Raw genomic sequence first — 20934 nt, forward strand, 5'->3', positions numbered from 1 at the left:
ATTTTTCTAATCATGTTATTTTTCCAAGGTCCAATAAACGAGGCTCGAATTTTTCATAAGTCTGATTTATGAAACGCGCCTAATGCCATAGATTTGAATTCTTCCAGGAGAGAGAATTGGCCCTGTCCGACCCCGGCTTTGAACTCCGGCATTTGAGGTATCTTGTCACCCTCGTCGAGGAGCGGAACTTCGAGCGCGCTGCGGCCCGCCTCGGTATCGCCCAGCCAGGCCTCAGCCAGCAGATCAGGAGCCTTGAAAAGATCGTCGGAACGCCGCTGCTCGACCGGACCCGCCGGGGCGTGCAACTCACTCATTCCGGCGAGATCCTGTTCCAGGAAGCGCGCAAGGTGCTGGTGCAGACCGAGGCAACCGTCGCGGCCATCCACCGTGCAGGCCGCGGCGAAAGCGGGCGCATCTCGATCGGCTATGTGGCGTCGGCGGCTTATTCCGGCGCGGTCGTCGGCTCCATCAGGGAGTTCAAACGCGATTATCCCTATGTCGAGGTCGAGCTGCAGGAAATGGAACTGCGCCAGCAGCTGCAGCGCATTGCCGACGGCCTGCTCGATTTCGGTTATATCCGCGCGCCGGCGCCGATCCCATCAGGCGTTATTGTGCAGGTCCTGCTGCGCGAGCCGCTGGTTGCCATGGTGCCCGCGGATCACGAATTCTCAGAGCGCGTTATCGACACGCTCTCCCGACTGGCCGACAATACCTTCATCACGCCGCGCCAACCGCAGGAAGTCGGCTTCTACCGCAACACCCTGCAGGCCTGCCGGGAGGCCGGCTTCGAACCATCAGTCAGGGCCATCGCCCACGACTTCACGGAAATCGCCGCCCTCGTTGGCATCGGCACCGGTATCGCGCTCGTGCCGCAATCCATGAGCCGGGTGGAACTGCCCGATATCCACTACCGGCCGCTTCAGAGCGTCACGGTGACGTCAGACGTGGCGATCGCCTACCGCAAGGGCGAAAGTTCGCCTGCCACCAAGGCTTTCATTGGCCGGCACCGGCAGAAGATCAGCCCTCCGGCTTCCGACAGGACAGTCAAAGCGCCGGTGTCTTGCGAACCATCGGACACGACTTTGTCTGCATTGCGCCGTTCGCCGCTTGTCGGGGCCGAACTTGATCTGTCGAGACCGGACGAGGAAGGGCGTGAAGTCGATCTGTGACGCAGATCCATCTGCCATCCAACTTCAAAGCTTGGAATGAAGAATAAAGTGATCTGCATTATTTGAGAGAATTATCTACATGGAGTCGGCGATGGCCATCGACGTCAACAACACAGAGGCGGATGCTCTGACCCGGGCGTTCGCCACCATGGCCGGGGTCAATATTACTGATGCGATTGTGATCGCCATGAAAGAGGCTATCGAACGTCGCACCAGTCGCGAGAGCCCGGCCGAGACTGCAGCCCGACTCAGGAAGAAGTATGGTATTTCCCTGACGCCATCCTCTCGCAAGCCGCTTTCCATGAGGTCTTTGATTCCCTGTGGGACGAAGGCTGATGTTCATCGACGCCTGCGCGATCATCGCCCTCTTGTCGGATGAACCGGAGGCCAAGCGGGTATCCGACGCGATCGTGGTGGCACTTGACCCATTCACCTCTCCTGTCGCAACGCTCGAGGCGGCTTCGGGGCTAGCGCGACCCGACAAGTTTGGTTTGCCGCTTGATGCGGTGGAAGCGCTGCTAATGGAATTCCTGGAGGCTCGTAGCATCGAGATCCGCGACCTTCCCCCGGCTCGTGAAACAACGCATCTCGCTCTTTTCGCTGCGCATCGATATCGCGCCGGCCGCAGGGGCCTTAACCTTGGCGACTGCCTCCACTACGCCTGCGCGAAATACTATCGCGTTCCAATTCTGGCGACAGATAATAAATTTAGTGAGACTGATATCGAAACCGTTCCGTGATATCGCCAACGCCGGCCCGCAAATCGTCAGGACAATTCACACAGGCTTCGGATCCGACGGCATCGATCGTCCATCCGCGCGTCTTTTGGCTAACGACGAGATATCCCAGCGCACAGACGAAGATAGTAGGAAGTAGCCATAGCTCCGTAGCATATGTGATCCAATGTTCTCCGAGCCTGAGGCTCAGAACGCGGTCCATCAGAAACATCAGGTCAACGGTAGACGCAGGCGGCAGGCCCACGATCCAGCCGAATGATGCGGCCAACGGGATGCAGATGACCGCGGAGATCATCGCCGAGACAAACGCGCTGATGCCCGCAAACCGCCAGGAGATCATGAGCGCGCCGGCGCGGTTTTCATCGTCTCCCAGAATGAAAGAACACCTTGCAAGGTGAGCGGGCCGTGCAGCTACCTCCTTGTTTCGCCACCAAAGAGTGCTGTGCGGCCCCGCTATTGTTTGTAACCCGTCACCTTAGCGTTCCCAAATGAAACGCTTCGATGAAATCCGCCTTCCCAACAAGCAGGTTGCACGCTGGCGTTTTCTCGATCGAGAAAACCGTTGGCAGATTGCAGCTTACCGCACACCTGCCGCCGCCGAACTGCTGATGTCTGTCGCCGGTGAACCTTTGCAGCGCTGGTCATCAGACGGGCCGAGCACAGAAGAGTTCAGCGAAGTCTTGGGAATGGTCGTCTTGAGCGCGTTACTCAGAATCCAGAGCGACCGGATCAATGGACGCCGAAACCTGCAGTGATGAAGAATACAAACCGCGGCACCAATGGCGCGAGACCTGGCCCGGTGAAAATAAGCAGGACTTCTCGGGGTATGATGCGGAGGAACTATTCGGCCGCATCCAGGTCGACACCACGACCTCTGGCAAAGAGCACCTGTGGCGCTGGAACGGCGGGTTTGCCTCATGGGTGCGTCGACGCATCATGCCGCAACAGGGGTGGGCTGCGACGCGCGGGAAGCGTCAAGGATGGTCGAGGACCATCACGCCAAACTGAAAGAGATGCACGGTTTATCACGGGAGATGACGCGGCATGAGCAACGAAGGCCATTCGACGGCGCCAGGGGCGAACGTGATCGTCGAGCACTATTGCTCTGTCACGGGCTGCGGGAAGTGGGGAGGATTGGGGTTTGCGACCAACAAGGCCGAGGAGACCCGTTGGTGGTGCTGGGAGCACTATCCCTACAAGGAACAGACCACCGGACAGGTTAGACCGCAATGATCGCCGGAATGCTGATGTGCGCCACCCTGACTGCGGTAGACGGCGACACCGTGCGCTGCGATGGGCAGCTCATGCGATTGCTGGGAGGAGGAGTTCCGTTCCAGTGGGGCATAGACACCCCGGAGATCGGATCGCACGCGAAGTGCATCAAGGAACGGAAGCTGGCGCTAATCGCCAAGGGAAGGCTGAAAGAGCTTTTGGAAGAACGCGGACTGCGTATCGAAATCAAGGGCTACGACAACACACCGAAGCATCGCCCGCTGATCAACATCTATCGAACGAATGGGGAAGAGATTGGGGCCAAGCTGCTCGATGAGGGTTTCGCCAGGGAGTGGCGGCCGCACCATAGGAACGACTGGTGCGCAGACTAACGCCCAAGAGAACCGCACCAGGCCCGGAAACCAAACGCTATCCGCTGGGACTGTTTTCCGTATCTGATTCGTCGGCCATTGGAAGACCAGCTGTCTTGATCATCAACCAAACGTATAAAATCAGCGCGACCAGCGCAAGAACGCCCAAAACGACACAAAAATAAATCACCACTGGAAGGTCGTGAATCCCTATGAATAGTTCCTTCGCAGCACACTTATCAGCCAGGTAATCTTTGAAATGTTCACACTTGCCTGCGTCGGGGAATAAATAGAAAGCTCCATCCATAATAAGCAGGAAGCTAGCCATAGCGGCTATGCCGCGAAGCAGTTTTCCACTTGGTTGCCGTCTGAGTGACTGCACCGGTTTCGTTTTTTTTATAGACCAGAGTAACTTGGCAAACAGGAAGCACGCAGCTGTAGCGAGAAACTGGGCAAGCATAATCACAAAAAAAAGGTTGAAAGCGGGTTTGACAATGTGGGCGGCAAGTGCAGCCAGAAATGCCACCACCCCCAGTGTTGACACTGCGGACACCCACGTAAGCCCGTCCCGCGTCACAATCGCACGGTAGAGCCCGTATGACGCCCAAGCGGTCAGGGCTATTGGGACGGGACCAATGGGCCAAGGAAACGATAGATCAACCATGCTGGGACTATGCCTGATCAAATGCATTACTCAACCGAATAGTGACTAGATACAAACAGGACCAATGTTCGTGCCGCGCCTGCGAAGCGCGCCTAGTCGATCTTCAGCCAATGCCGAACGGTAACTACCGCCCAATCTAAAAGCACTCCATAGGTGATAATATCCCATGAGCGTTTTGCACGGGGAAGTATATATCTTCTCAAGACGAGCTGATTTTACAGATACAGTCGCTTTCTCTATGTGATGCGTTATAGCAACAACGGGAAATGTTCTCGTAGAATCGGACTTTAGTCCACTTGATGACGAAGGGCTCGCCGCTAGCTCTGCCGCGTTGGGGTCAATCAACTAGCGGAACATCATGCCAATTATTGAATCAGATCGAATATTGTTCAAACGGGTTTGGACCGCCGGCGCTAAAGCGGTGACAGAAAATCGCATTTCTGCGCTGCTCGACGTCACGCTCAATACCCCTACGCTGGAACAATACCAAGACGGCTACGGCCAGCGGATGACCGATATGATCAAAGTCGTTCAGCTAGGCATCGCGCAACTTCGCGGCAGTAAGGAACTCGCCGAATCCGAACCCGCGGATACGCCCCCTTCGTCGTCCCACCGCCCCTTGAAACGCGCCAGCTAGGACATGCACGGCTGACGCCGTCCCTTGGCTCTTCACCTCTTGTTCAGGGTTGACCTGGGAGGACGAGCAATAAACGCAGCGTATTGTAAGTGGTAGGCAAAGTGCACGAAGTCAGATCTGCCAGTTTTCATTTCGGCCTGAAAGCTTTGCTCGATAAGCATTCAGAACTCCGACCGTATGCGCCAATGGCAAACCATTTGACCGAACTAATCGAGACCTATGGCGATGCCGTTGAGTCCAAAGAGAAATACCTAAGCGACGACGGTGATCACGAATTAATTCTCGTCCATTATATGAGCGTATGTAGCGAATTAGAGGAGCACTTCCTGTCGAGCCTTGGCTGCTCAGTCAATCTTCAGCCAATGCCGGATGGAAGCAACTGCACCGTCTCCGATGTGTGCAACAATGCCGCCGATCGTCAGGCCAGCGAACGTAATCAGCCCTGAGATTCCTACCCCGAGCGTCCTCATTCGCTTCCACTCCTCCAAGGCAGGCTGGACTGAAGCATGATTGCGGTCAACGGTCTCCTTGAGGGCTTTGATTTCCTCGCGGATCTGGGCGTCGACACCGCCGCTCATTGCGACCGTGGTGTCGAGATGGCCGATCTGCTTGGCTTGGCGAGGGCGAGCTTAAGCAGGGTTCCGATGGTCATGACGCCACCGGGATATCGAGGGCATCTCTGAGCCGGTCCTTCTTGCGCTTCGCGTACCAGCGATAGGCAAAGCCACCGATCGTCAGGACGGCGCTCACGTTGATCAAGCCGGCAACCACCTTGCCGATAAGCTCGCTGGAGTAGCGCAGGGGCGAAAGCTGATCCTGCACCTGCTGGAGGGTCACAGCGATGCCACCAGAGCCCACGCCGTTGCCAGTCGAATCATCTGCCACGGCCAGCGTCGGCGCCGCCTTGGCGCTGGATAGGAAGGCCATGGCCTCGCCGCCGGGCTGGTGGCTGACTTCAGGGCCGACAGATCCGGTGGCCCAAGCCTGCCCGACGGCCTTCACGTCCCTGATGCGGCTGATCCAGCCCTTTTCGAAGGTCTTGAAGGTCTTCAGAGCTCGGAGGAACGCTTCACGGCGCTCGATGATGCGTGCGAACAACATATCGTTGTCGTTGACGGCAGCCGCCGCCAGGATGTCCCCTCCCCAATGATGCCGTCAATCGCGCCCTGATAGAGCCCAAGGCCCTGCAACGCACGCTGCAGCCATTTGATGGACTGGGAGACGCCGGAATTCACGTTGCCGTCGAAGACGACATAGGAGACACCGGGCGCCAGATTATCGAGCCTGGCCACATTCGTGGGCGCGCCAATGTGCGCCGGCTGGAACTGAATCCCCGACGGCCCGTTGCGACTGATCACTGAAGGAGAAAAGCAATGAGCGACGTCACCTCGGTCCCGAGCCTTGATTTAAACCGCTATCTTGGGCGCTGGTATGAGATTGCTCGCCTTCCCATTAAGTACGAAGACGAGCTCGCTACCGATATCACAGCGAATTATTCCCTAAATCCCGACGGTAAGGTTCGGGTTGACAATCGTTGCTTCGACGAAACCAACAAGCCAACCAACGCGGTCGGCGAGGCCAGTGCGGTTGATAACACGAACGCAAAATTGAAAGTCAACTTTCTCCCGGCTGCTCTCCGGTGGCTGCCATTCACGGACGGGGACTATTGGGTGCTAAAGATTGACCCTGATTATCAAATCTCTCTGGTCGGGACCCCGGACCGCAAGTTTCTTTGGGTTCTCGCTCGACAAAGCTTCATCCCGGAAGCCGCTCTCCAAGAATACCTGGACGAAGCTTGCCGACAGGGCTTCGATCTTGCGAAGCTCGTTAGAACACCCCACACAGGGCGTGAGGTAAGCGACGCTTTACTAAAAAGCCTATAAACCGAGCCTCATACCCTTCCCAATAGAATGAAAACGACGTTCGTCATGCCGTCATAGTTGTTCGGATCGTCGTGGATGACGTGATATTCCGTGCCGTCAGCGCCGATCGCCACGTCTCCAACCCTCGGCGAGACGCCTAGCCCGATGGAGCCGATGTAAAGCTGCTTGTCCGACGTTAGGATGTTCGTGCCATCCACGTATTTGCGGTCATAGGCGGCCGGGAACATGCGGCAGGGATAATCCGTCGGCACCATCCCCACCGGTGACCGGATCGGGCGGCGCGATGCGACGGATTGTGCCAACTTGCCCATACTTAGTGATAAGGCGCTGCGCTGTGCCCTGTAGGCGAATATAGAGCGGGCTGTGCATCTGTATGTCCTTGCTTCACCTCACGATGTGTGATGCGATGTATTGGGGTCGTAAGGGGCGAAGATGGATGAGAATGGACAAGTAAAACCAAAATCAAGCAACAAGACGAATTCTGCTACTCTATGGTCTATCCTAGGGATATGGCTGCTGGTTTTGCCGTTCCTATTAATACTTCTTGCGTTCGGACGCCAGATCTCGGAGTGGTTCACAGCTCAGTCTCCGAGTGGGAAGACGCTTGGATCGGTAATGACCGATAAATTCCATGTCATTTTCGGCCTTCCTGCCGCAGCACTATTCTCCCTACTCGTGGTCAGCACGTTGCGCCAAACCGTTGGACCTCTCGAGTTCAAAGCCTTCGGCATTGAGTTCAAAGGGGCTTCCGGTCAGGTAGTCCTTTGGCTGATGTGTTTTTTGGCGATCGTTCTAGCTATCAAGACTCTTTGGTAGCTACAGGGCGCCTAATTCATACCCGATACGCCTCGCCCACGAGCGCGTTACCGCCGCCGGCCTTGAGGAACTGCCCAATCACGTCGCGGACCGCCATCAGGACCGCGCGCTGCGCATCGGCGGAAATCGACCCATTCGCATACTCGACTTCGAGCTGTCCGACCTTCTCCCGTTTGACCGTGGCAGACGCCGTGAAATCCGGGTTCATGCAGCCAGGCGCCACGAGTTCGCGAAGGGCAGCCTCTGCTGTGGCGTTCTTCACCTCGATCGGGATTTGGTCGATGCGGATGCCGTAGCATTCCGCATCTTCGACGCCGGCCCGGGGCCAGGCGAGCGATTGCGCCCTGCCGCGAGTAGGAATTGCTCATGAACGCCGTCGCTCGACGAATGGCGCCTTCCTTTGCAGCCTCATCGCCCGTCCAGGACGTGTTCCCGAACCCCTGATGATAGGTATCAGCGAATGCGACGGAGATCAGCGCATCGGCATTTGGAAGGCCGGCGCCTGTTTCGACGATGAAAGCCACTTCTTGCCCTTTCCTTGCGTTGATGTGCACCCTTGCCGGTCCAAATTTCGAAGCGGCAGACGATGCTTGGGTGCGGGCCGCCTGGCTTGAGCCAAACGGCCCGCGATACAGATCGCACTGTGATCGAAATAAATGGCATCTGAACATGTCTACGGCCTGATGGTCATCCATGGCAGAGATACAAGGCAGTCAGGGAAAGGGCCAAAACAGCCAATCGCGCTGCATCGTCGCTATGTGCGCTACGGCCTACTTTTCCTCGGTTTTCGCCACCTTTGTGAGCGGGTTAAGCCCTATTGGCGACTGTCGCCGAAAGCTCGCCTCTGTCATATTTTCCTTGCCGGCTCCGACCTCGAGAGTAACCAGCGATCCGCTACCAATCCTCGCTGGTCTCGCTGGGCCGGTACCCGGTCAAGTGCCGTCGCCTTTCATGGGGACCGAAGGCGACGGTTCCGAGATATGTGAGAATGGGCGGGCGTTGCCATACCCGAAATATGGTGTTTCAATCGCCTTGGCTGAAGTCAATCAGCCATCTGGATTCCATCCAGCTTAAGACCCGCTTGGCAACCCTCCGGCGGGTCTTTTGCTTTAAACTTCGTGCTAGCACCCCGTCAATTGATGAGCGGGCGGTGGGGCTCTGGGCCGGCACGGCAATGACTATCGGCGGGGGCCTCTAACGTCCGCGGCGCGCAATTCGTGCGCGTACAATCCGTATTGCGTTCCCCAACCGACTGCAACGATACGTTCACCCAACGACAGGCTCAACCTTACCTTTTCACGATCACGGCAAAATTGGTGTAGGAAGGGCATCTGTTCAAAGACAACTCTCGACGGGCATTTCGCTCCACCGAGGTCAATTGCTTTAACTACCGTGAACGGGAGCGCAACTTGATGACCTGCAAACAATGGGAGCAGTATCGGCCAAATGAACAGGATGTTGCTTCCCGTCAAATACCCAAGACACGCTGCACCTGAAAGGGCGAGGTTCAGTTCGTTCCGTCGAGCCCGTTTGCCACCTTTCCATGCGGCCCAGACAAGAAAAGCCGTGGACAGCAGGCCTAAGATGATGCGCGGAAGACGTGTCTCAGACGTCCAATCTGCAGAAGGTATGAAACCGGAACCTCCCATCACCACAATCGACGAGACACCGCCGAGAAACAGCCAGGTAACAGTCAAAATTACGATGAGTTTTGCAATCCGCAATCTTGCTGGCTGCGGTGAATCGTCCATGAATGCCTCGCAGAATTAGTGAGCTATTACCTTCATAAAGCTCTCCGATTTTCCAAGCAAATGATGATGGGCCGGTGGGGCCGCTATTCACTTTGAGAAGCGGGGTGACTCTTGACGCCTGCGGCGGCCAAAAGCCAAAATAAGGCGCCGGGAGCACTGCCGAATACGGCTATTTCTGCGAGCAATTCGACAGCTTCCAGAAATCCCCACCATGTCATCATTCCGTTTTGGTAGGTGACGTGGTCATCAGTAGAAGCCTGATCCGGGCCGAAAAATAGGACCAGGCATATCCAGGGGAAGGTCGCCACGAAGGCTCCAGCCATCACACAATTTGCAAGGGACGGCCCTATGCGTCCCCTGAAATAGAGTAGCAAAGGAAATCCCAATACAAGAGTTGGCGGATACGCACCGATGAATGCAACGACTTGGGTTGTTCGGATAATGCGTTCGGTCATATCCGGCAGGCCCTGATAGGCGGGGCTGCAATCTAGCTTGGTATGCGTACTGCGCAGTTCAGAAGCGGCAGCAGGCAACTCGAAGATAAGCGGGAGCCCTCGCGTGATGATGGGGCGGTGGAGTCTGTTCGCGCTTTGAACGGAGCCATTAGCAAACCCTAAACTGTAGTTGCTGGTTGATTCATCAACCGTTCATGAGCCTTTTGGGTGATGATTATTCGGGAATCGCTTTTTTAGCTGGCGGGATTACGCCGTTTTGCTACGTTGCATATTCTTGTAACTCCGCATCTCTTAGCTGTGCCGACCCCGCAAGTTACGACTCCTAGCAGACGGCTTCCAAACTCTCGCTAGCCCGAATGGGGCGGGGCCGGCACCCGATGATGGGGCGGTGGGGTCTACGGCGATGTAGGGAGATCGCCTACTAACCGCCATGGCCTTCAGCTGCATCCTGTATAACCGTCCCCGCTTACGATGATGAGGCAGTAGGTCTACAAGTCGCTACAGACGGAGGAGTCATGTTCCGAAAAGTCGACTGCGTCATCTTAAAAGTGCCGGATTTGGATAAAGGCTTGGCCTTCTACCAGCGTACCCTTGGTCACGAACTTCTCTGGCGTACACTCGATGCTGCCGGCCTTGGCATGGCCGATACCGATGCCGAGCTTGTGCTGCACACGAAAACAGGTCCCGAGATTGACCTTCTCGTATCCGAGCTTGGCCCTGCCCTTGAGCGCTTCGAAGCGGCCGGTGGGAAGCGGGTCTGCGAACCCTTCGAACTGCCGATCGGTATTGCGGTTGTCGTGCGAGATCCCTTCGGAAATATGCTGACAATTCTCGATCAGAGCAAAGGCACGTTCACGACCGATCCCGATGGCAATGTGACGGGCGTGTCGCCTTAGCCAAGACGCAGGTCGCCGCGACGGTCAGTTCATCATTGCGAGCGATTCACATGATGATGTGGTGGCGGGGTCGTTAGAATTTTAAAAGTTGCGAAAACGAAACCTACAAGCCCTCCTTGTATGAAAGGGTATGAGCAAGTTCTCGGTCATCGTCCTGCTATCGTCTGCAGCATCCTTCCTAGGTGCCAGCGGTTATTCTCTCGTGCCTCGATCGCTTTACGATCCCGCCTGTGACATCAAGGGGAACATCTCGATCAGTTCTGGCTCTCTCCGTGTCCGACTCCGCGGTCTCGGTCGAGTGCGGATCGTCGATGATGAGCCGATCACCGCGCTGTGACGTGAGAGAGCCGAAGGCCACCCCTTCACGGGCACCGGTCTCGGTATTGGCGAAACTGGTTTCCCCGGCCCTGCTGAGAACGACTTCCGGCCACAGGACCGATACCACTCCGACCTGATCAGATCGCGACATTTGCGGGTATCGCGTGTCACCGGGCCATCGTTGAACGCCGTCGTCAGGTAGCGCATCGATCGAAGCTGCGGGAATGTCCATTCCCATGCCTGCCATATGACCGAGGCGGTGAGCGACTTCGACGAGCCGGGCGGAACGTTGATCAGGAGGCGGTTGATCTCGCCTCGCGTCACCGCTTCCAGGTGCGAGCAGATCGCATCGAGGTGCCAGTTCCAAGCCAATGTGGCTTGAGGCTCCAGCACATGCCAAGCCTCGCGAAAGAAGCCGGCCAGGGTTTGGCAGCGCGCCCGGATACGCTCCGCATCCTTGGCGATACGCTCCCGTTCCGCCTCAGCTGCGCGCCTCGCCTTCTCCGATCGGATCGCCTCCATCATCTCCGCTGCCGATGGCAAGCGGACCAAAGATGGCTTCGAGTGCATTCAGCTGCTCTTCCGATACGTTCGTGAGGTCAATGGTCTGAATTGGTCCGCCGCCCTTGCCCGTATGCTGGACGCTGGCAAGCTTGGTATGCATGGAGGGAGCCGCGTCCTTTGCAATTGAAGCAGCAGCATCCCAATCTTTCTTCCCGAAATGCACTCGCATTGCCTTCAGCATGACCTTCAGGGGCGTTATGCCTTTCTGGCTCTCTCTGTCCGCGATCTGGCGAGTTCGCCTTGTGGCACCCCTCTAGGGCGACCAGCACCCTTACGCGGGCCGCCGTGTGCCATCTTGATTTCCAGTGTTGATTAATTTCAAAGTCTCACCATCAACAGCACGAGGAACACATGGCCCTAGGAACTGCCAAACCCCCTTCCGCGTTGCTAAATGACATATCGACCGGATCGCCGAGAACACGTGACATGAGCAGCATAATCGACGGCTTCAAAGACCAGGTATGGCGCATCACCGAGATGAATGGGGCCGAACTGATTTCCGAAGAGTTCATCCCGTTATCTGACGCGACCGAGGCCCAGATCATTGCGAAGATCGAGACAATGGCCAAGAGATACTTGTCGGAGCGGGATATCGCTGAGACACCGTCGCTCTTCAAGGCTGATCGCGATGAAGGCAACGGCGATCGCATCATCTACATGGCTGGCGAGAACCCGTACATCATCGCCAGCCTGTGGCGCGCTGACGAGCGACCCTAAAGCGCACGCCGGAGCCTACTGGTGAAGGCACGAGCCTGATTCAGACGTACGATAGACGTTTTGCCTTCTCGCGCGTTTTCCCGATTTGGCGAGGAGGAAACCACAATGGATATGAAGCCGCCGTTCAGCGTGAGTGTCGAGAGCGAGAACGAACGTCACATCGTGACTGTCAATGACGATGGAGCCGTCGTATCTCGGGAAACGTTTCGCAGCCGAGAGAAGGCTGATCAATACGCCAAAGACGAGCACGAGCGGCTATCCCGAAAATATGCAGCTATGGGCCGACCTGCCCATTGAAGGGACAAGTGCGGGCCGCGCTGTTAAGCTGCCATGAACGATACCGAGCAAAAAGCCGGCAAACGCATAGTCGCGTACTCGCTGACCATCATTGTATTCGCGGTGAACGCCGCCGTCGTTTACCTGGACTTCTTGACGCCTTGAAAGCCTCTTACAGCGCCCGCCAAATCCCCTCGCCTGGCGGCTGATACGACTGGCAGGCCGTGAGGAATCCCGCAGCCATGCGGGAAACAGCTACAACGACCGCCAGGATGAGGAGCGCCCGCTTCCAGTTCGACATGACGCTCCCCTCCTCGATTACTGGCTGACTTTTTCGAATGTCAGGCGATAGACCGCGCCCGGTTCGAACTGCTCGATGGCGGCCGGGTTAGTGACGGTCATGGAAAGCTCGCCCGAGGGCGTATACTTCGACCAGTCTTCATTGCCTTCCGGAAGGCCGCGAAGGTAACCGCCGAAGGCAGCGGACATCTTCACTTCGACATTGACGTCGCCGGGATTAGTGGTGGAGCGATGGTTGATTTCCTTCGCGTAAAACATTGCCTGTACGCTCATGGCGTCTTCTCCTTGTTGGTCCGGATACCGCCGGACTCGGAACGAAAAAACCCCGCCATTTCTGACGGGGTTGTCGAAGGAAGCTAAAACCGCTTAGCGGATGTAGAGCTGGAACACAGACCGCGGATAGTAGTAGCCGTCGCTGTGGCGACGATAACCCTTGCGGTAGTCCCTGTAACCACGATGACCGTTCCAGTAGCCGCGACGGTCGCGCCGGTGTTCGTAGCGATCCCGGTGGTGCCTGTCGCGACGCCAGTCATCCCGGCGATCTTCACGGTACTGGGCGAGTTCTACGTCGGATGTAAATTGCTGATGCTGCGCGACGAGCGGGGCGGCAGAGGCCATGCCGAAGCTCGATGCTGCGATAACAGCAGCAACTATAGCAGTACCGATGCGAGAAAAACTATTCATGGTTACGCCTTTCCATTTCTAATGTGGGCGACCATGCTCTTACGGGGATGAACGTTATGTGAACTTGCTGTTCATGTTTACACCCGCCTCGGCGAACCGGGCGGGCTGGATTTGGTTGCGGAGGCAGCATTTAAAGCGCCGTGGCGGCCAGGTCTTGAACAAACGTGCAGCAGCAGGTTTTTGTCGTGGACATCAAGCCCTTGGATAACCTTGCTCCAAGCCTCCAGACGCATCGTGAGACCGGTCAGGTGATTGATCCCGTTGGCAAGATCTCGTGCGGCATCATCCGCCAGATCGCGATAGACCATCTGCTGACGGCCGAACTCCGCGTCGAGCCGGACGGTTTTCGGCGGCTCGAACCATCCATATGGCATGAATGACATGCATGGTTCTATGTCGCGGAGAGCTTTCCGATATTCAGAATATTGTGAAACGAGAATGTCGTCTTCGTGGTCCATTATCAAATGCTTCGTTATGCCTTTTGCCCAATTGCCTGGCTTGGGAAGACTTCAGATTATTTGCCCTGCCCTTGCGACCGCGCCTCCGCCAGCGATGCGGCGATTGCGGCGATGGAGCGAAACAGGACGAGCGGATCGTCCTTCGAGGGCATGAAACCTCGGCGCTGCCAAAACTGAGCCGCTTCCTGATCGACTGCATTGACCATCAACGCTCGGCCACCGATCAGAGCAGCGGCCTGGACGCATCGCTCAAGGGCATGTTTCACCAGACCTGTACCRATGCCTCTTCCCGCCCACTCCGTGTCCGTCGCAAGCTGGCCGAGGAGAAGACAGGGAACCGGATCGGGCGGTTGCCCGGTGCGGATTGAGCGCGGCAGGATCGCAGGAACGACAGCGGTCGGCGCCAAGCCATAATATCCGACGACGCGCCCCGCCTCGTGGACGACGAGAACCGCCGTGAAACCTTTCTCCTGATTGGAAAGCGCGCGCGTCTTCAGCCAATGATCGAGCGTCGGCTTGCCACAGGAAAATTCGGAAACATTATGCGCCGCCGTAAGCGGTTCTGGAGCCGATAATGCCACGGCTTATTGCTTCGGCTTGGAACCCGCTTCCCACGGAGCGGGCCGCCTGGCCAGTTCCACCATCTCGGGAACAGGAGCGGCCGGTAGGGACAAGACACCCATGAAATCAGCGAAGCCTTCCGGGCTCATGCGGATGAGTCCCTGCTCCATAACGACTTCTTCTGCGGCGCGCACAGCGGCCTCCCGCACGAAATCGGTTCGTGAGCGGCCGCGCAGGCTTGCCGCACGATCGATCATTGCGACGTCTGCTTCGGGCAAGCGCATTGAGATCGGGTATTCCTTGCGTTCAACAGTGGCGGCCATGACTTGTCTCCTTTACGAGGAAAATAGCGACCTGTAGCGCCAAATGCAATACGATACTATCAATCTCGTTCACGACCTGCCTTGCCATTATGGAATTGGCGCGGGAGGATGGTCACCGAGGAGTTTATATGTGCCACGGATCGGTTTCACGGATTTTTCGTAGGTCATTTCACTATGCCAGCATACGATATGCTTCGCTGGACTGCTCCATAACGCGCGCATCCGCCCCGACCATTGCCGCCTGCTCACCTTTGAATTCAGTTGTTAATCATGGTTTTAGCGTGAATTCTGCGGGGCATGAGCCAGAAAGCACGCCCATCAGGGACTGGGGTATCGGAAAGCGAGCGCGAAGAGCTGCTCGCAGCGATGCTTCTGGACGCGCCAGAACTGACACTGACCCCGCGCGGCAATCCAGATCCCGTCTCGTGCAACTCGCCCGGTTGCTCAGCAGCAGATGGCGCGTCAGAATTTCGCGGCGCAGACGAACAAGCGGTTCGGACAGCTCCTGAAGACCGGAGACCCCAATTGAAAGTCGCCATTTACGCCCGCTATTCCTCAGACAATCAACGCGATGCTTCCATCGCCGACCAGCTCCGCATGTGCCGGCTTCACGCCGAGAAGCAACGTTGGCACATCGTAGAGGAATACACCGATCACGCGATCTCGGGCGCTTCCCTTCTTCGACCCGGCATTCAGGCGCTGATCTCGGATGCCACGCGCGGTCGTTTCGATCTGATCCTGGCCGAGGCGATGGATCGCCTGTCGCGCGATCAGGAAGACATCGCCGGCTTGTTCAAGCGGATGTCCTATTCGGGCGTAAATATCTTCACACTGTCCGAAGGTGAAGTTTCGCATCTTCATATTGGCCTCAAGGGCACAATGAACGCCCTGTTTCTCAAGGATGTGGCCGACAAGACGCGCCGCGGTCAGCGCGGGCGGGTCGAGGCCGGTAAATCGGGCGGCGGGAACGCCTACGGCTACGATGTCGTCAAAAAGCTGGACGGCAATGGCGAGCCTATTCGCGGTGACCGCACCATCAACGAGGCCCAGGCCAGCGTCGTCGAGCGGATTCCGTGACTACGCGGCCGGAAAGTCTGCCAAGACCATCGCGTTCGCCCTCAACAAGGAGGGCATACCGTACCCTTCCGGGGGCGACTGGGGCTTCAGCACGATCAACGGCGACCCGAAACGCGGGAACGGCATCCTCAACAACGAGATGTATGTCGGCAAGATTGTCTGGAACCGTCAGCGCTTCGTCAAGGATCCCGATACGGGCAAGCGCCAAGCGCGGGCCAATCCAGAGTTAGAATGGGTCGTTCAGGAGGCGCCTAAGCTGCGCATCATCGGCGACGAACTGTGGCAGACAGTAAAGGTCCGTCAAGGAGAGAACAGGATCGAGCGCGACGCAACCGGCCATGCCGATGTCGCCGTCATCAACACGCGCCGTCGACCCAAGTACCTCTTCTCAGGGCTTACCAGATGCGCCTGCTGCGGAGGCGGCAATTCGGCGATCTCGGCAAATCTGATCGGCTGCTCGACCGCGCGGACAAGGGCACCTGCGACAACCGTGTCAACATTCGCCGCGACGAGTTGGAATCGCGCGTGCTCAACGCGCTCCGAAACCGGATGCTTGATCCAGCGATCTTTGCGGAGTTCTGCGACGCCTATACACAGGAGATAAATCGTCTGCGCATCGAAAGCCGCGCGAATATCGATGCGGCTCAAGCTGAGATTGAGAAGATCAGCCGGGAGGAAGGCCGGTTGATGGACCTCTATCTTAAAGCGGCCATCTCCATCGAAGCCGTGAAGGAACGGGGCGACCTGTTGAAGCTCCGCAAGGCCGAGCTCACCGCATTCCTCACGACCGCGGACGAGCCGCCTCCCCTTCTCCCATCCTGGAATGGCGCAGCAATATCGTAAGCGAGTTCAGCAACTCTACGAAACGCTCCAGGACGACTCCGAGGAGAAGCGTATTGAAGCGGCGAACGTAATCCGTTCGCTTGTCGAGGACATCATCCTGACGCCGGTCAAAGGCAAACTCGAGATCGACGTTCGTAGTGATCTCGCTGGAATCCTGACGCTGTCGGTAAAAACGCAAAAGCCCGCCGAAGGCTCGGGCAAGTCGCAATGCGGGGGCCTGATGGCATAGAGGCTTGCATATTTTCGGCCTCGATATGAGGTGGACGTTACACTCCGTTCGGCTCCTCGCTGTCGATAATAGCTGAGATCCTTACCAGATCGGCAACTGACGACGCGCGCATCTTGCGCATCATGTGGCCCCTATGAAGCTTTACGGTAGCCTCGGCGAGCTGAACATCGGCTGCGATCTGTTTATTTAGCTTACCGGCAACCACCATCGTCATTATCTGCCGCTCACGCTCGGTAAGTTTGGAGTACCTCAGGCGCAGTGCAGCCGATTGATTTGCCTCTTCGCGTCGGGCGTTATCGCTCGCCAATGCGCGGTTCACCGCTTCCAGGAGATCCTGCTCCCGCACCGGCTTGGTAAGGACATCGATGGCGCCGGCTTTCATGGCGCGGACGGCCATCGCTACATCGACGTGGGCGCTGATCAGCACCACGGATCGTGGATGCCGGCTTTTCGCCAGCGCTTCCTGAAACTCCAGGCCGCTCTGGCCTGGCAGGCGAATATCGAGAACAATACAGCCTGCTCGATCGGGATCGTCGGCGGCAAGAAACTCGCTCACGGAACCATGGGTTTCGGCAGTCAGTCCCACGGATTCGAACAGTCCCCTCAGGGCATCGCGAACACTTTCATCGTCGTCGATGACAATGACGGTTGGCTGTCCTCTTTTGCGATCATCGATCATAGTCTGGCCTGCCCTCCACCGTTGGCAAGATGAAGGTGAATTCACTGCCAGCGTCGCTGTCCGTCGCCGAAATCCATATTCGGCCACCGTGGGCCTCAACAATCGAACGGCATATTGAAAGCCCCATCCCAATGCCGTCGGTTTTCGTGCTGTAGAATGCTTCGAACACGCGATCCGCTTCGCCTGCGGAAACGCCGCGGCCAGTGTCCGACACGCTCACGGTCACAAGATGCGGTTCATCTAAAGCGCAACGGATATTGATCCGCCTTTCCCTTGAAGAAGCCGTCATCGCTTCGGCACTGTTCATGACCAGGTTCAGCACCACTTGCTGTAACTGTGTTCGATCCCCAAGGACCGTGACAGGGAGATCCGGTATAGCCAGATTGACCTCAATCGCGCGTTTTCGAAGCTCTCCCCGCAGGAGATCGAGAACGTCACGCACCGCAGAGGTGAGCTCAGTCTGCTCGATCTTGGCTGGGAGCTTTTGAGCCATTGCTCTAATACTGGCCACGATGTCTCCGGCGCGATGGCCATCTTTCACGATCCTTTCTGCCGCCAGGCGCGCCTGTTCCAGATCGGTATTCCCCGGCTGCAGCCACCGCAGACAGGTGCCTGCATTTGTGACAATCGCCATCAGTGGCTGGTTGACCTCATGGGCAATCGACACTGCAAGCTCGCCCGCGGCGGTCAGGCGCGTGACATGCGCCAGGTCACTCTGGCTTTGTCGCAACGATTCTTCCGCCCGTTTGCGATCTTCGATATCGACGACCACACCATACCACCGGATGACATTTCCATCGGGATCCATGAGCGGATTCTGTCGGAGATTGAACCATCGATATTCGCCGTCGGCGCGTCTGATACGCGCATCTACGGGGCGACCTCGTTTCGACTGGAGTATCTCTTCCCAGGCCGTGCGCATCGGCTCGATATCGTCCGGATGAAACATTCGATAAAAGCCAAATCCAACGATCTCGTCGAAGGGCAACCCGACGAAATCGATGAGATTCTGGTTCCAGTATTCCAGTCGGCCATCAGGCGTGCAGGACCAGGCCATCGCCGGTATCGTATTGACGATCAGATTGAGCTTGCGCTCGCTCTCCCGCAGGGCCTGCTCGCCCTCTCGCAACGCGTCCTCGGCAGATTGAAGATCATCAATGTCGATGTTGACGCCAAACCAGCGCTCCGTGCCGCTGGCATCGATTAGCTTGCGGCCCGAAAAATAGAACCACCGGTAATTTCCATCGGCTCCGCGAATGCGCCCCTTCAAGACAGTGTGGTCGGAGTGCGCGAGATCCCGTCTCCAGATGTCCACCATGCCTGGAACATCATCCGGGTGATACAGATCGAGAAAACCCCAGCCGAGGATTTTCTCCACCGGAAGACCGGCATAATCCAGCCAGCTCTGATTGACGAAGTCGGCGCTTCCATCCGGGCGCGCCGACCAGACGAGGACCGGCAGCGAATTGATGATCAGGCTGAGGTTTTCCTCGCTTGCGGCAAGTGCCGTCTTTGTCGCCTGCAAGGCATCTTCGGCTTGCTTCCGGTCTTCGATATCCAGAACCACGCCATACCACCGCTCGACATTGCCTTCGTCGTCCAGCCGCGGCTTCTGTCGAAGCGTGCACCAGCGATACTGGCCATCCTGGCGCCGGATCCTGCCCACGACCTCGCGAGCGTGGCGAGACTCCATTATGGCATGCCATTCCGAAGCAAGACGCGCAGTGTCGTCGGGATGGAAAATCCTGTAGAATCCCACGCCGGAAATCGTGTGCAGTGGCGCTCCGATGAACTCCAGAAAGTGCTGGTTGGCAAAATCGAGCATCCCATCCGACGTTGCGGACCAAACCATCGCAGGTATCAGATCGACAATGGGATCGGCTTCCGATTTTCTATCCACAACATGCTCCGCGCAGAGTTTGCAACATTCAAGCTGCCAATGCCTCAAGTGAAATTCTTACGGGATTTCTGTGAGTTACGTAACAACTAATCAATATACCAAGGTCGATGGCTGCAATGCCATGGTCTAGTTGCAAGGGACCTAGATCGCAATTGAGAGTGATCGTGATCCGACTTAATCCTTAGGCATCGGAGCAGTCGACGGACCCCGATCAGCACGGCGCTCGTACAGTTCAAGTCCAAAGAACGTGTATCGAGATTTATCGTGCCGCGGTGACAGAGATACGGGGCAGCGATGCGCTCGCAATTTCCAGGCCGATGCCTTGGCGGCGTTTGTCGCAGCGATCGCACTACCGCTTGCATGAGCAGGCGGCCACATTTTCGTTCCATCGCTACTTATGGGAGACCATTATGCGTAATTTGATTTTAGGCCTGATGCTGGCAACCGCCACCATGACGACCGCGGCAATGGTAAGCGCTGCCCCCGCAGCAGCCACGGCAGACGTTCGCAAAGCCCCTGTTCCCGTCCATTACAGGACCGCGAATATCGAAGGCCTCGATATCTTCTACCGGGAAGCCGGTCCTGCCGATGCGCCGGTCGTTCTGCTTCTGCATGGCTTTCCGACGTCGTCACACATGTTCCGCAACCTGATCCCGCTCCTTGCTGATCGCTACCATGTCATTGCGCCGGACTATCCGGGTTACGGCCAGAGTGCTGCTCCCGATCATGGCAAATATGCTTATACGTTTGCCGCAACCGCAAATATCGTCGACAAGTTTCTCGATCAATTGGCGGTCAAAAGCTACGCGATGTACGTCATGGATTATGGAGCGCCGGTGGGCTACCGCCTGGCGTTGAAACATCCGGAACGCGTTATCGGCCTGATCATCCAGAACGGCAACGCCTATGACGAAGGGCTGAAGGAGTTCTGGGATCCGATCAAGACCTACTGGTCCGACGGATCGGCCAAGAGCCGTGAGGCGCTTAATGGTCTCGTCACGCTGGAAACGACGAAGTTTCAATATACCGACGGCATGGAAGACGTTTCGCGCATCAGCCCTGACAACTGGGTCCACGACCAGGCCCTGCTGGACCGGCCGGGCAACCGCGACATCCAGCTCGACATGCTGTACGACTACCGCACCAACGTGCCGCTCTATCCAGATTTCCAGAGCTTCTTTCGTGAGCGTAAACCACCGACGCTGATCATCTGGGGCAAGAACGATTACATCTTCCCTGAGGCGGGCGCTCATCCTTATCTCAAGGACCTCCCAAATGCCGAGGTCCATATCCTGAACTCCGGTCATTTCCTGCTCGAAGAGAAGCTGGACGTCGCTGCGCCGCTTATCAACGACTTCCTGGATCGCAACATCGCAGGCAAATGATGTCGGTGCCGTGCTGACTGAAGGTGCCG

Annotated in this window: 33 protein-coding genes and 3 pseudogenes; 19 read left to right on the forward strand and 17 right to left on the reverse strand. The window is 57.1% G+C overall.

The genetic code is table 11. The features are described from left to right. The first annotated feature begins 116 nt into the window (after positions 1–116). From AC1DUP_RS20100 to AC1DUP_RS20130, 7 genes are all read left to right on the forward strand, one after another. On the forward strand, positions 117–1169 hold the full coding sequence (locus AC1DUP_RS20100) for a LysR substrate-binding domain-containing protein (RefSeq protein ID WP_477833983.1): 1053 nt from the start codon (positions 117–119) through the stop codon (positions 1167–1169). A 91-nt stretch (positions 1170–1260) separates the two neighbouring features. Next, on the forward strand, positions 1261–1548 hold the full coding sequence (locus AC1DUP_RS20105) for a type II toxin-antitoxin system VapB family antitoxin (RefSeq protein ID WP_477833985.1): 288 nt from the start codon (positions 1261–1263) through the stop codon (positions 1546–1548). Beyond that, the gene (locus tag AC1DUP_RS20110; protein ID WP_113309736.1) at positions 1505–1909 is read left to right on the forward strand and encodes a type II toxin-antitoxin system VapC family toxin; all 405 of its coding nucleotides are present in this window, start codon (positions 1505–1507) and stop codon (positions 1907–1909) included. The genes AC1DUP_RS20105 and AC1DUP_RS20110 overlap by 44 nt, the downstream gene beginning before the upstream one ends. A gap of 485 nt (positions 1910–2394) precedes the next feature. Then, positions 2395–2661 (forward strand): hypothetical protein, encoded by a 267-nt coding sequence (locus AC1DUP_RS20115; RefSeq protein WP_113309738.1) that lies wholly within the window; start codon positions 2395–2397, stop codon positions 2659–2661. Then, positions 2639–2914 carry a hypothetical protein gene (locus AC1DUP_RS20120; RefSeq protein WP_477833987.1) on the forward strand — a complete coding sequence of 92 codons (276 nt, stop codon included), beginning with the start codon at positions 2639–2641 and terminating at the stop codon, positions 2912–2914. Before AC1DUP_RS20115 ends, AC1DUP_RS20120 begins: the two co-directional genes overlap by 23 nt. 36 nt (positions 2915–2950) lie before the next feature. Then, positions 2951–3139 carry a hypothetical protein gene (locus tag AC1DUP_RS20125; protein ID WP_113309755.1) on the forward strand — a complete coding sequence of 63 codons (189 nt, stop codon included), beginning with the start codon at positions 2951–2953 and terminating at the stop codon, positions 3137–3139. After that, positions 3136–3510 (forward strand): thermonuclease family protein, encoded by a 375-nt coding sequence (locus AC1DUP_RS20130; RefSeq protein ID WP_113309739.1) that lies wholly within the window; start codon positions 3136–3138, stop codon positions 3508–3510. Before AC1DUP_RS20125 ends, AC1DUP_RS20130 begins: the two co-directional genes overlap by 4 nt. Positions 3511–3547: 37 nt before the next feature. On the opposite strand, the gene AC1DUP_RS20135 is transcribed toward AC1DUP_RS20130, so the two are convergent. Further along, positions 3548–4033, reverse strand: coding sequence for a hypothetical protein (locus tag AC1DUP_RS20135; RefSeq protein WP_477833990.1), 486 nt, complete (start codon positions 4031–4033; stop codon positions 3548–3550). A gap of 478 nt (positions 4034–4511) precedes the next feature. On the opposite strand from AC1DUP_RS20135, the gene AC1DUP_RS20140 reads away from it, so the two are divergent. Next, positions 4512–4790: a hypothetical protein gene (locus AC1DUP_RS20140; protein WP_113309741.1), complete on the forward strand. Its 279-nt coding sequence runs from the start codon at positions 4512–4514 to the stop codon at positions 4788–4790. A 101-nt stretch (positions 4791–4891) separates the two neighbouring features. Further along, positions 4892–5236 carry a hypothetical protein gene (locus tag AC1DUP_RS20145; protein ID WP_162748525.1) on the forward strand — a complete coding sequence of 115 codons (345 nt, stop codon included), beginning with the start codon at positions 4892–4894 and terminating at the stop codon, positions 5234–5236. Here the strand turns inward: AC1DUP_RS20145 and AC1DUP_RS20150 are convergent. The 3 genes and pseudogenes from AC1DUP_RS20150 to AC1DUP_RS20160 form a co-directional block, all read right to left on the reverse strand. Then, a pseudogene (locus AC1DUP_RS20150) lies at positions 5135–5407 on the reverse strand (DUF1515 domain-containing protein); the annotation flags it as partial. The gene AC1DUP_RS20145 and the pseudogene AC1DUP_RS20150 sit on opposite strands and share 102 nt — an antisense overlap. A 31-nt stretch (positions 5408–5438) precedes the next feature. After that, positions 5439–5891, reverse strand: coding sequence for a lysozyme family protein (locus AC1DUP_RS20155; protein WP_113309743.1), 453 nt, complete (start codon positions 5889–5891; stop codon positions 5439–5441). Then, positions 5840–6082 carry a peptidoglycan-binding protein gene (locus tag AC1DUP_RS20160; protein WP_162748526.1) on the reverse strand — a complete coding sequence of 81 codons (243 nt, stop codon included), beginning with the start codon at positions 6080–6082 and terminating at the stop codon, positions 5840–5842. Before AC1DUP_RS20160 ends, AC1DUP_RS20155 begins: the two co-directional genes overlap by 52 nt. Positions 6083–6163: 81 nt before the next feature. Here AC1DUP_RS20160 and AC1DUP_RS20165 point away from each other — a divergent pair, with 81 nt between their 5' ends. Continuing rightward, positions 6164–6673: a lipocalin family protein gene (locus tag AC1DUP_RS20165; protein WP_113309744.1), complete on the forward strand. Its 510-nt coding sequence runs from the start codon at positions 6164–6166 to the stop codon at positions 6671–6673. An 8-nt stretch (positions 6674–6681) separates the two neighbouring features. Here AC1DUP_RS20165 and AC1DUP_RS20170 read toward each other — a convergent pair whose 3' ends face one another. After that, positions 6682–6975 (reverse strand): hypothetical protein, encoded by a 294-nt coding sequence (locus AC1DUP_RS20170; protein ID WP_477833994.1) that lies wholly within the window; start codon positions 6973–6975, stop codon positions 6682–6684. A 313-nt stretch (positions 6976–7288) separates the two neighbouring features. Between AC1DUP_RS20170 and AC1DUP_RS20175 the strand changes: the two genes are divergently transcribed. After that, positions 7289–7489 (forward strand): hypothetical protein, encoded by a 201-nt coding sequence (locus AC1DUP_RS20175; protein ID WP_113302053.1) that lies wholly within the window; start codon positions 7289–7291, stop codon positions 7487–7489. 16 nt (positions 7490–7505) lie between these two features. On the opposite strand, the pseudogene AC1DUP_RS20180 reads toward AC1DUP_RS20175, so the two are convergent. The 3 genes and pseudogenes from AC1DUP_RS20180 to AC1DUP_RS20190 form a co-directional block, all read right to left on the reverse strand. Then, positions 7506–8184 (reverse strand): annotated as a pseudogene (locus AC1DUP_RS20180) (DnaT-like ssDNA-binding protein). A gap of 483 nt (positions 8185–8667) precedes the next feature. Next, complete coding sequence (locus AC1DUP_RS20185; protein WP_162805149.1) at positions 8668–9240, reverse strand: hypothetical protein; 573 nt, start codon at positions 9238–9240, stop codon at positions 8668–8670. 83 nt (positions 9241–9323) lie between these two features. Continuing rightward, entirely contained in the window at positions 9324–9695 is a 372-nt protein-coding gene (locus AC1DUP_RS20190; protein ID WP_477833996.1) for a hypothetical protein, read from the reverse strand. A 515-nt stretch (positions 9696–10210) separates the two neighbouring features. On the opposite strand from AC1DUP_RS20190, the gene AC1DUP_RS20195 reads away from it, so the two are divergent. Continuing rightward, complete coding sequence (locus tag AC1DUP_RS20195; RefSeq protein ID WP_115038839.1) at positions 10211–10591, forward strand: VOC family protein; 381 nt, start codon at positions 10211–10213, stop codon at positions 10589–10591. A 799-nt stretch (positions 10592–11390) separates the two neighbouring features. Here the strand turns inward: AC1DUP_RS20195 and AC1DUP_RS20200 are convergent. After that, entirely contained in the window at positions 11391–11654 is a 264-nt protein-coding gene (locus AC1DUP_RS20200; protein WP_477833999.1) for a hypothetical protein, read from the reverse strand. 245 nt (positions 11655–11899) lie between these two features. Here AC1DUP_RS20200 and AC1DUP_RS20205 point away from each other — a divergent pair, with 245 nt between their 5' ends. Next, entirely contained in the window at positions 11900–12190 is a 291-nt protein-coding gene (locus AC1DUP_RS20205) for a hypothetical protein (RefSeq protein ID WP_113300224.1), read from the forward strand. 105 nt (positions 12191–12295) lie between these two features. Then, positions 12296–12487, forward strand: a complete 192-nt coding sequence (locus tag AC1DUP_RS20210; protein ID WP_115038837.1) for a hypothetical protein — start codon at positions 12296–12298, stop codon at positions 12485–12487. Between the two features lie 151 nt (positions 12488–12638). On the opposite strand, the gene AC1DUP_RS20215 is transcribed toward AC1DUP_RS20210, so the two are convergent. The 6 genes from AC1DUP_RS20215 to AC1DUP_RS20240 form a co-directional block, all read right to left on the reverse strand. Continuing rightward, positions 12639–12767, reverse strand: coding sequence for a hypothetical protein (locus AC1DUP_RS20215; protein ID WP_477834002.1), 129 nt, complete (start codon positions 12765–12767; stop codon positions 12639–12641). A gap of 17 nt (positions 12768–12784) precedes the next feature. Next, the gene (locus AC1DUP_RS20220) at positions 12785–13039 is read right to left on the reverse strand and encodes a hypothetical protein (RefSeq protein WP_113300222.1); all 255 of its coding nucleotides are present in this window, start codon (positions 13037–13039) and stop codon (positions 12785–12787) included. Positions 13040–13132: 93 nt separating this feature from the next. Next, positions 13133–13450 (reverse strand): hypothetical protein, encoded by a 318-nt coding sequence (locus AC1DUP_RS20225; protein ID WP_113307300.1) that lies wholly within the window; start codon positions 13448–13450, stop codon positions 13133–13135. A gap of 77 nt (positions 13451–13527) precedes the next feature. Next, the gene (locus AC1DUP_RS20230) at positions 13528–13908 is read right to left on the reverse strand and encodes a hypothetical protein (RefSeq protein ID WP_162805147.1); all 381 of its coding nucleotides are present in this window, start codon (positions 13906–13908) and stop codon (positions 13528–13530) included. Positions 13909–13964: 56 nt separating this feature from the next. Next, positions 13965–14489 (reverse strand): GNAT family N-acetyltransferase, encoded by a 525-nt coding sequence (locus AC1DUP_RS20235; RefSeq protein WP_113300219.1) that lies wholly within the window; start codon positions 14487–14489, stop codon positions 13965–13967. 3 nt (positions 14490–14492) lie between these two features. After that, entirely contained in the window at positions 14493–14792 is a 300-nt protein-coding gene (locus tag AC1DUP_RS20240; RefSeq protein ID WP_113300218.1) for a type II toxin-antitoxin system TacA family antitoxin, read from the reverse strand. A 297-nt stretch (positions 14793–15089) separates the two neighbouring features. Between AC1DUP_RS20240 and AC1DUP_RS20245 the strand changes: the two genes are divergently transcribed. From AC1DUP_RS20245 to AC1DUP_RS20260, 4 genes and pseudogenes are all read left to right on the forward strand, one after another. Next, the gene (locus tag AC1DUP_RS20245; RefSeq protein WP_477834005.1) at positions 15090–15869 is read left to right on the forward strand and encodes a recombinase family protein; all 780 of its coding nucleotides are present in this window, start codon (positions 15090–15092) and stop codon (positions 15867–15869) included. Next, a pseudogene (locus tag AC1DUP_RS20250) lies at positions 15799–16107 on the forward strand (recombinase family protein); the annotation flags it as partial. The gene AC1DUP_RS20245 and the pseudogene AC1DUP_RS20250, both read left to right, overlap by 71 nt. Positions 16108–16148: 41 nt before the next feature. Beyond that, positions 16149–16712, forward strand: coding sequence for a hypothetical protein (locus AC1DUP_RS20255; RefSeq protein ID WP_477834223.1), 564 nt, complete (start codon positions 16149–16151; stop codon positions 16710–16712). Next, the gene (locus AC1DUP_RS20260) at positions 16693–16941 is read left to right on the forward strand and encodes a hypothetical protein (RefSeq protein WP_477834007.1); all 249 of its coding nucleotides are present in this window, start codon (positions 16693–16695) and stop codon (positions 16939–16941) included. The genes AC1DUP_RS20255 and AC1DUP_RS20260 overlap by 20 nt, the downstream gene beginning before the upstream one ends. 37 nt (positions 16942–16978) lie before the next feature. On the opposite strand, the gene AC1DUP_RS20265 is transcribed toward AC1DUP_RS20260, so the two are convergent. After that, on the reverse strand, positions 16979–17620 hold the full coding sequence (locus AC1DUP_RS20265) for a response regulator transcription factor (protein ID WP_115038835.1): 642 nt from the start codon (positions 17618–17620) through the stop codon (positions 16979–16981). Beyond that, entirely contained in the window at positions 17610–19520 is a 1911-nt protein-coding gene (locus AC1DUP_RS20270; RefSeq protein WP_115038833.1) for a PAS domain-containing sensor histidine kinase, read from the reverse strand. Before AC1DUP_RS20270 ends, AC1DUP_RS20265 begins: the two co-directional genes overlap by 11 nt. A 410-nt stretch (positions 19521–19930) precedes the next feature. On the opposite strand from AC1DUP_RS20270, the gene AC1DUP_RS20275 reads away from it, so the two are divergent. Further along, positions 19931–20905, forward strand: a complete 975-nt coding sequence (locus tag AC1DUP_RS20275; RefSeq protein WP_477834010.1) for an alpha/beta fold hydrolase — start codon at positions 19931–19933, stop codon at positions 20903–20905. The last annotated feature ends 29 nt before the right edge of the window (positions 20906–20934 follow it).

This window comes from Rhizobium sp. 01L419, assembly GCF_056400025.1.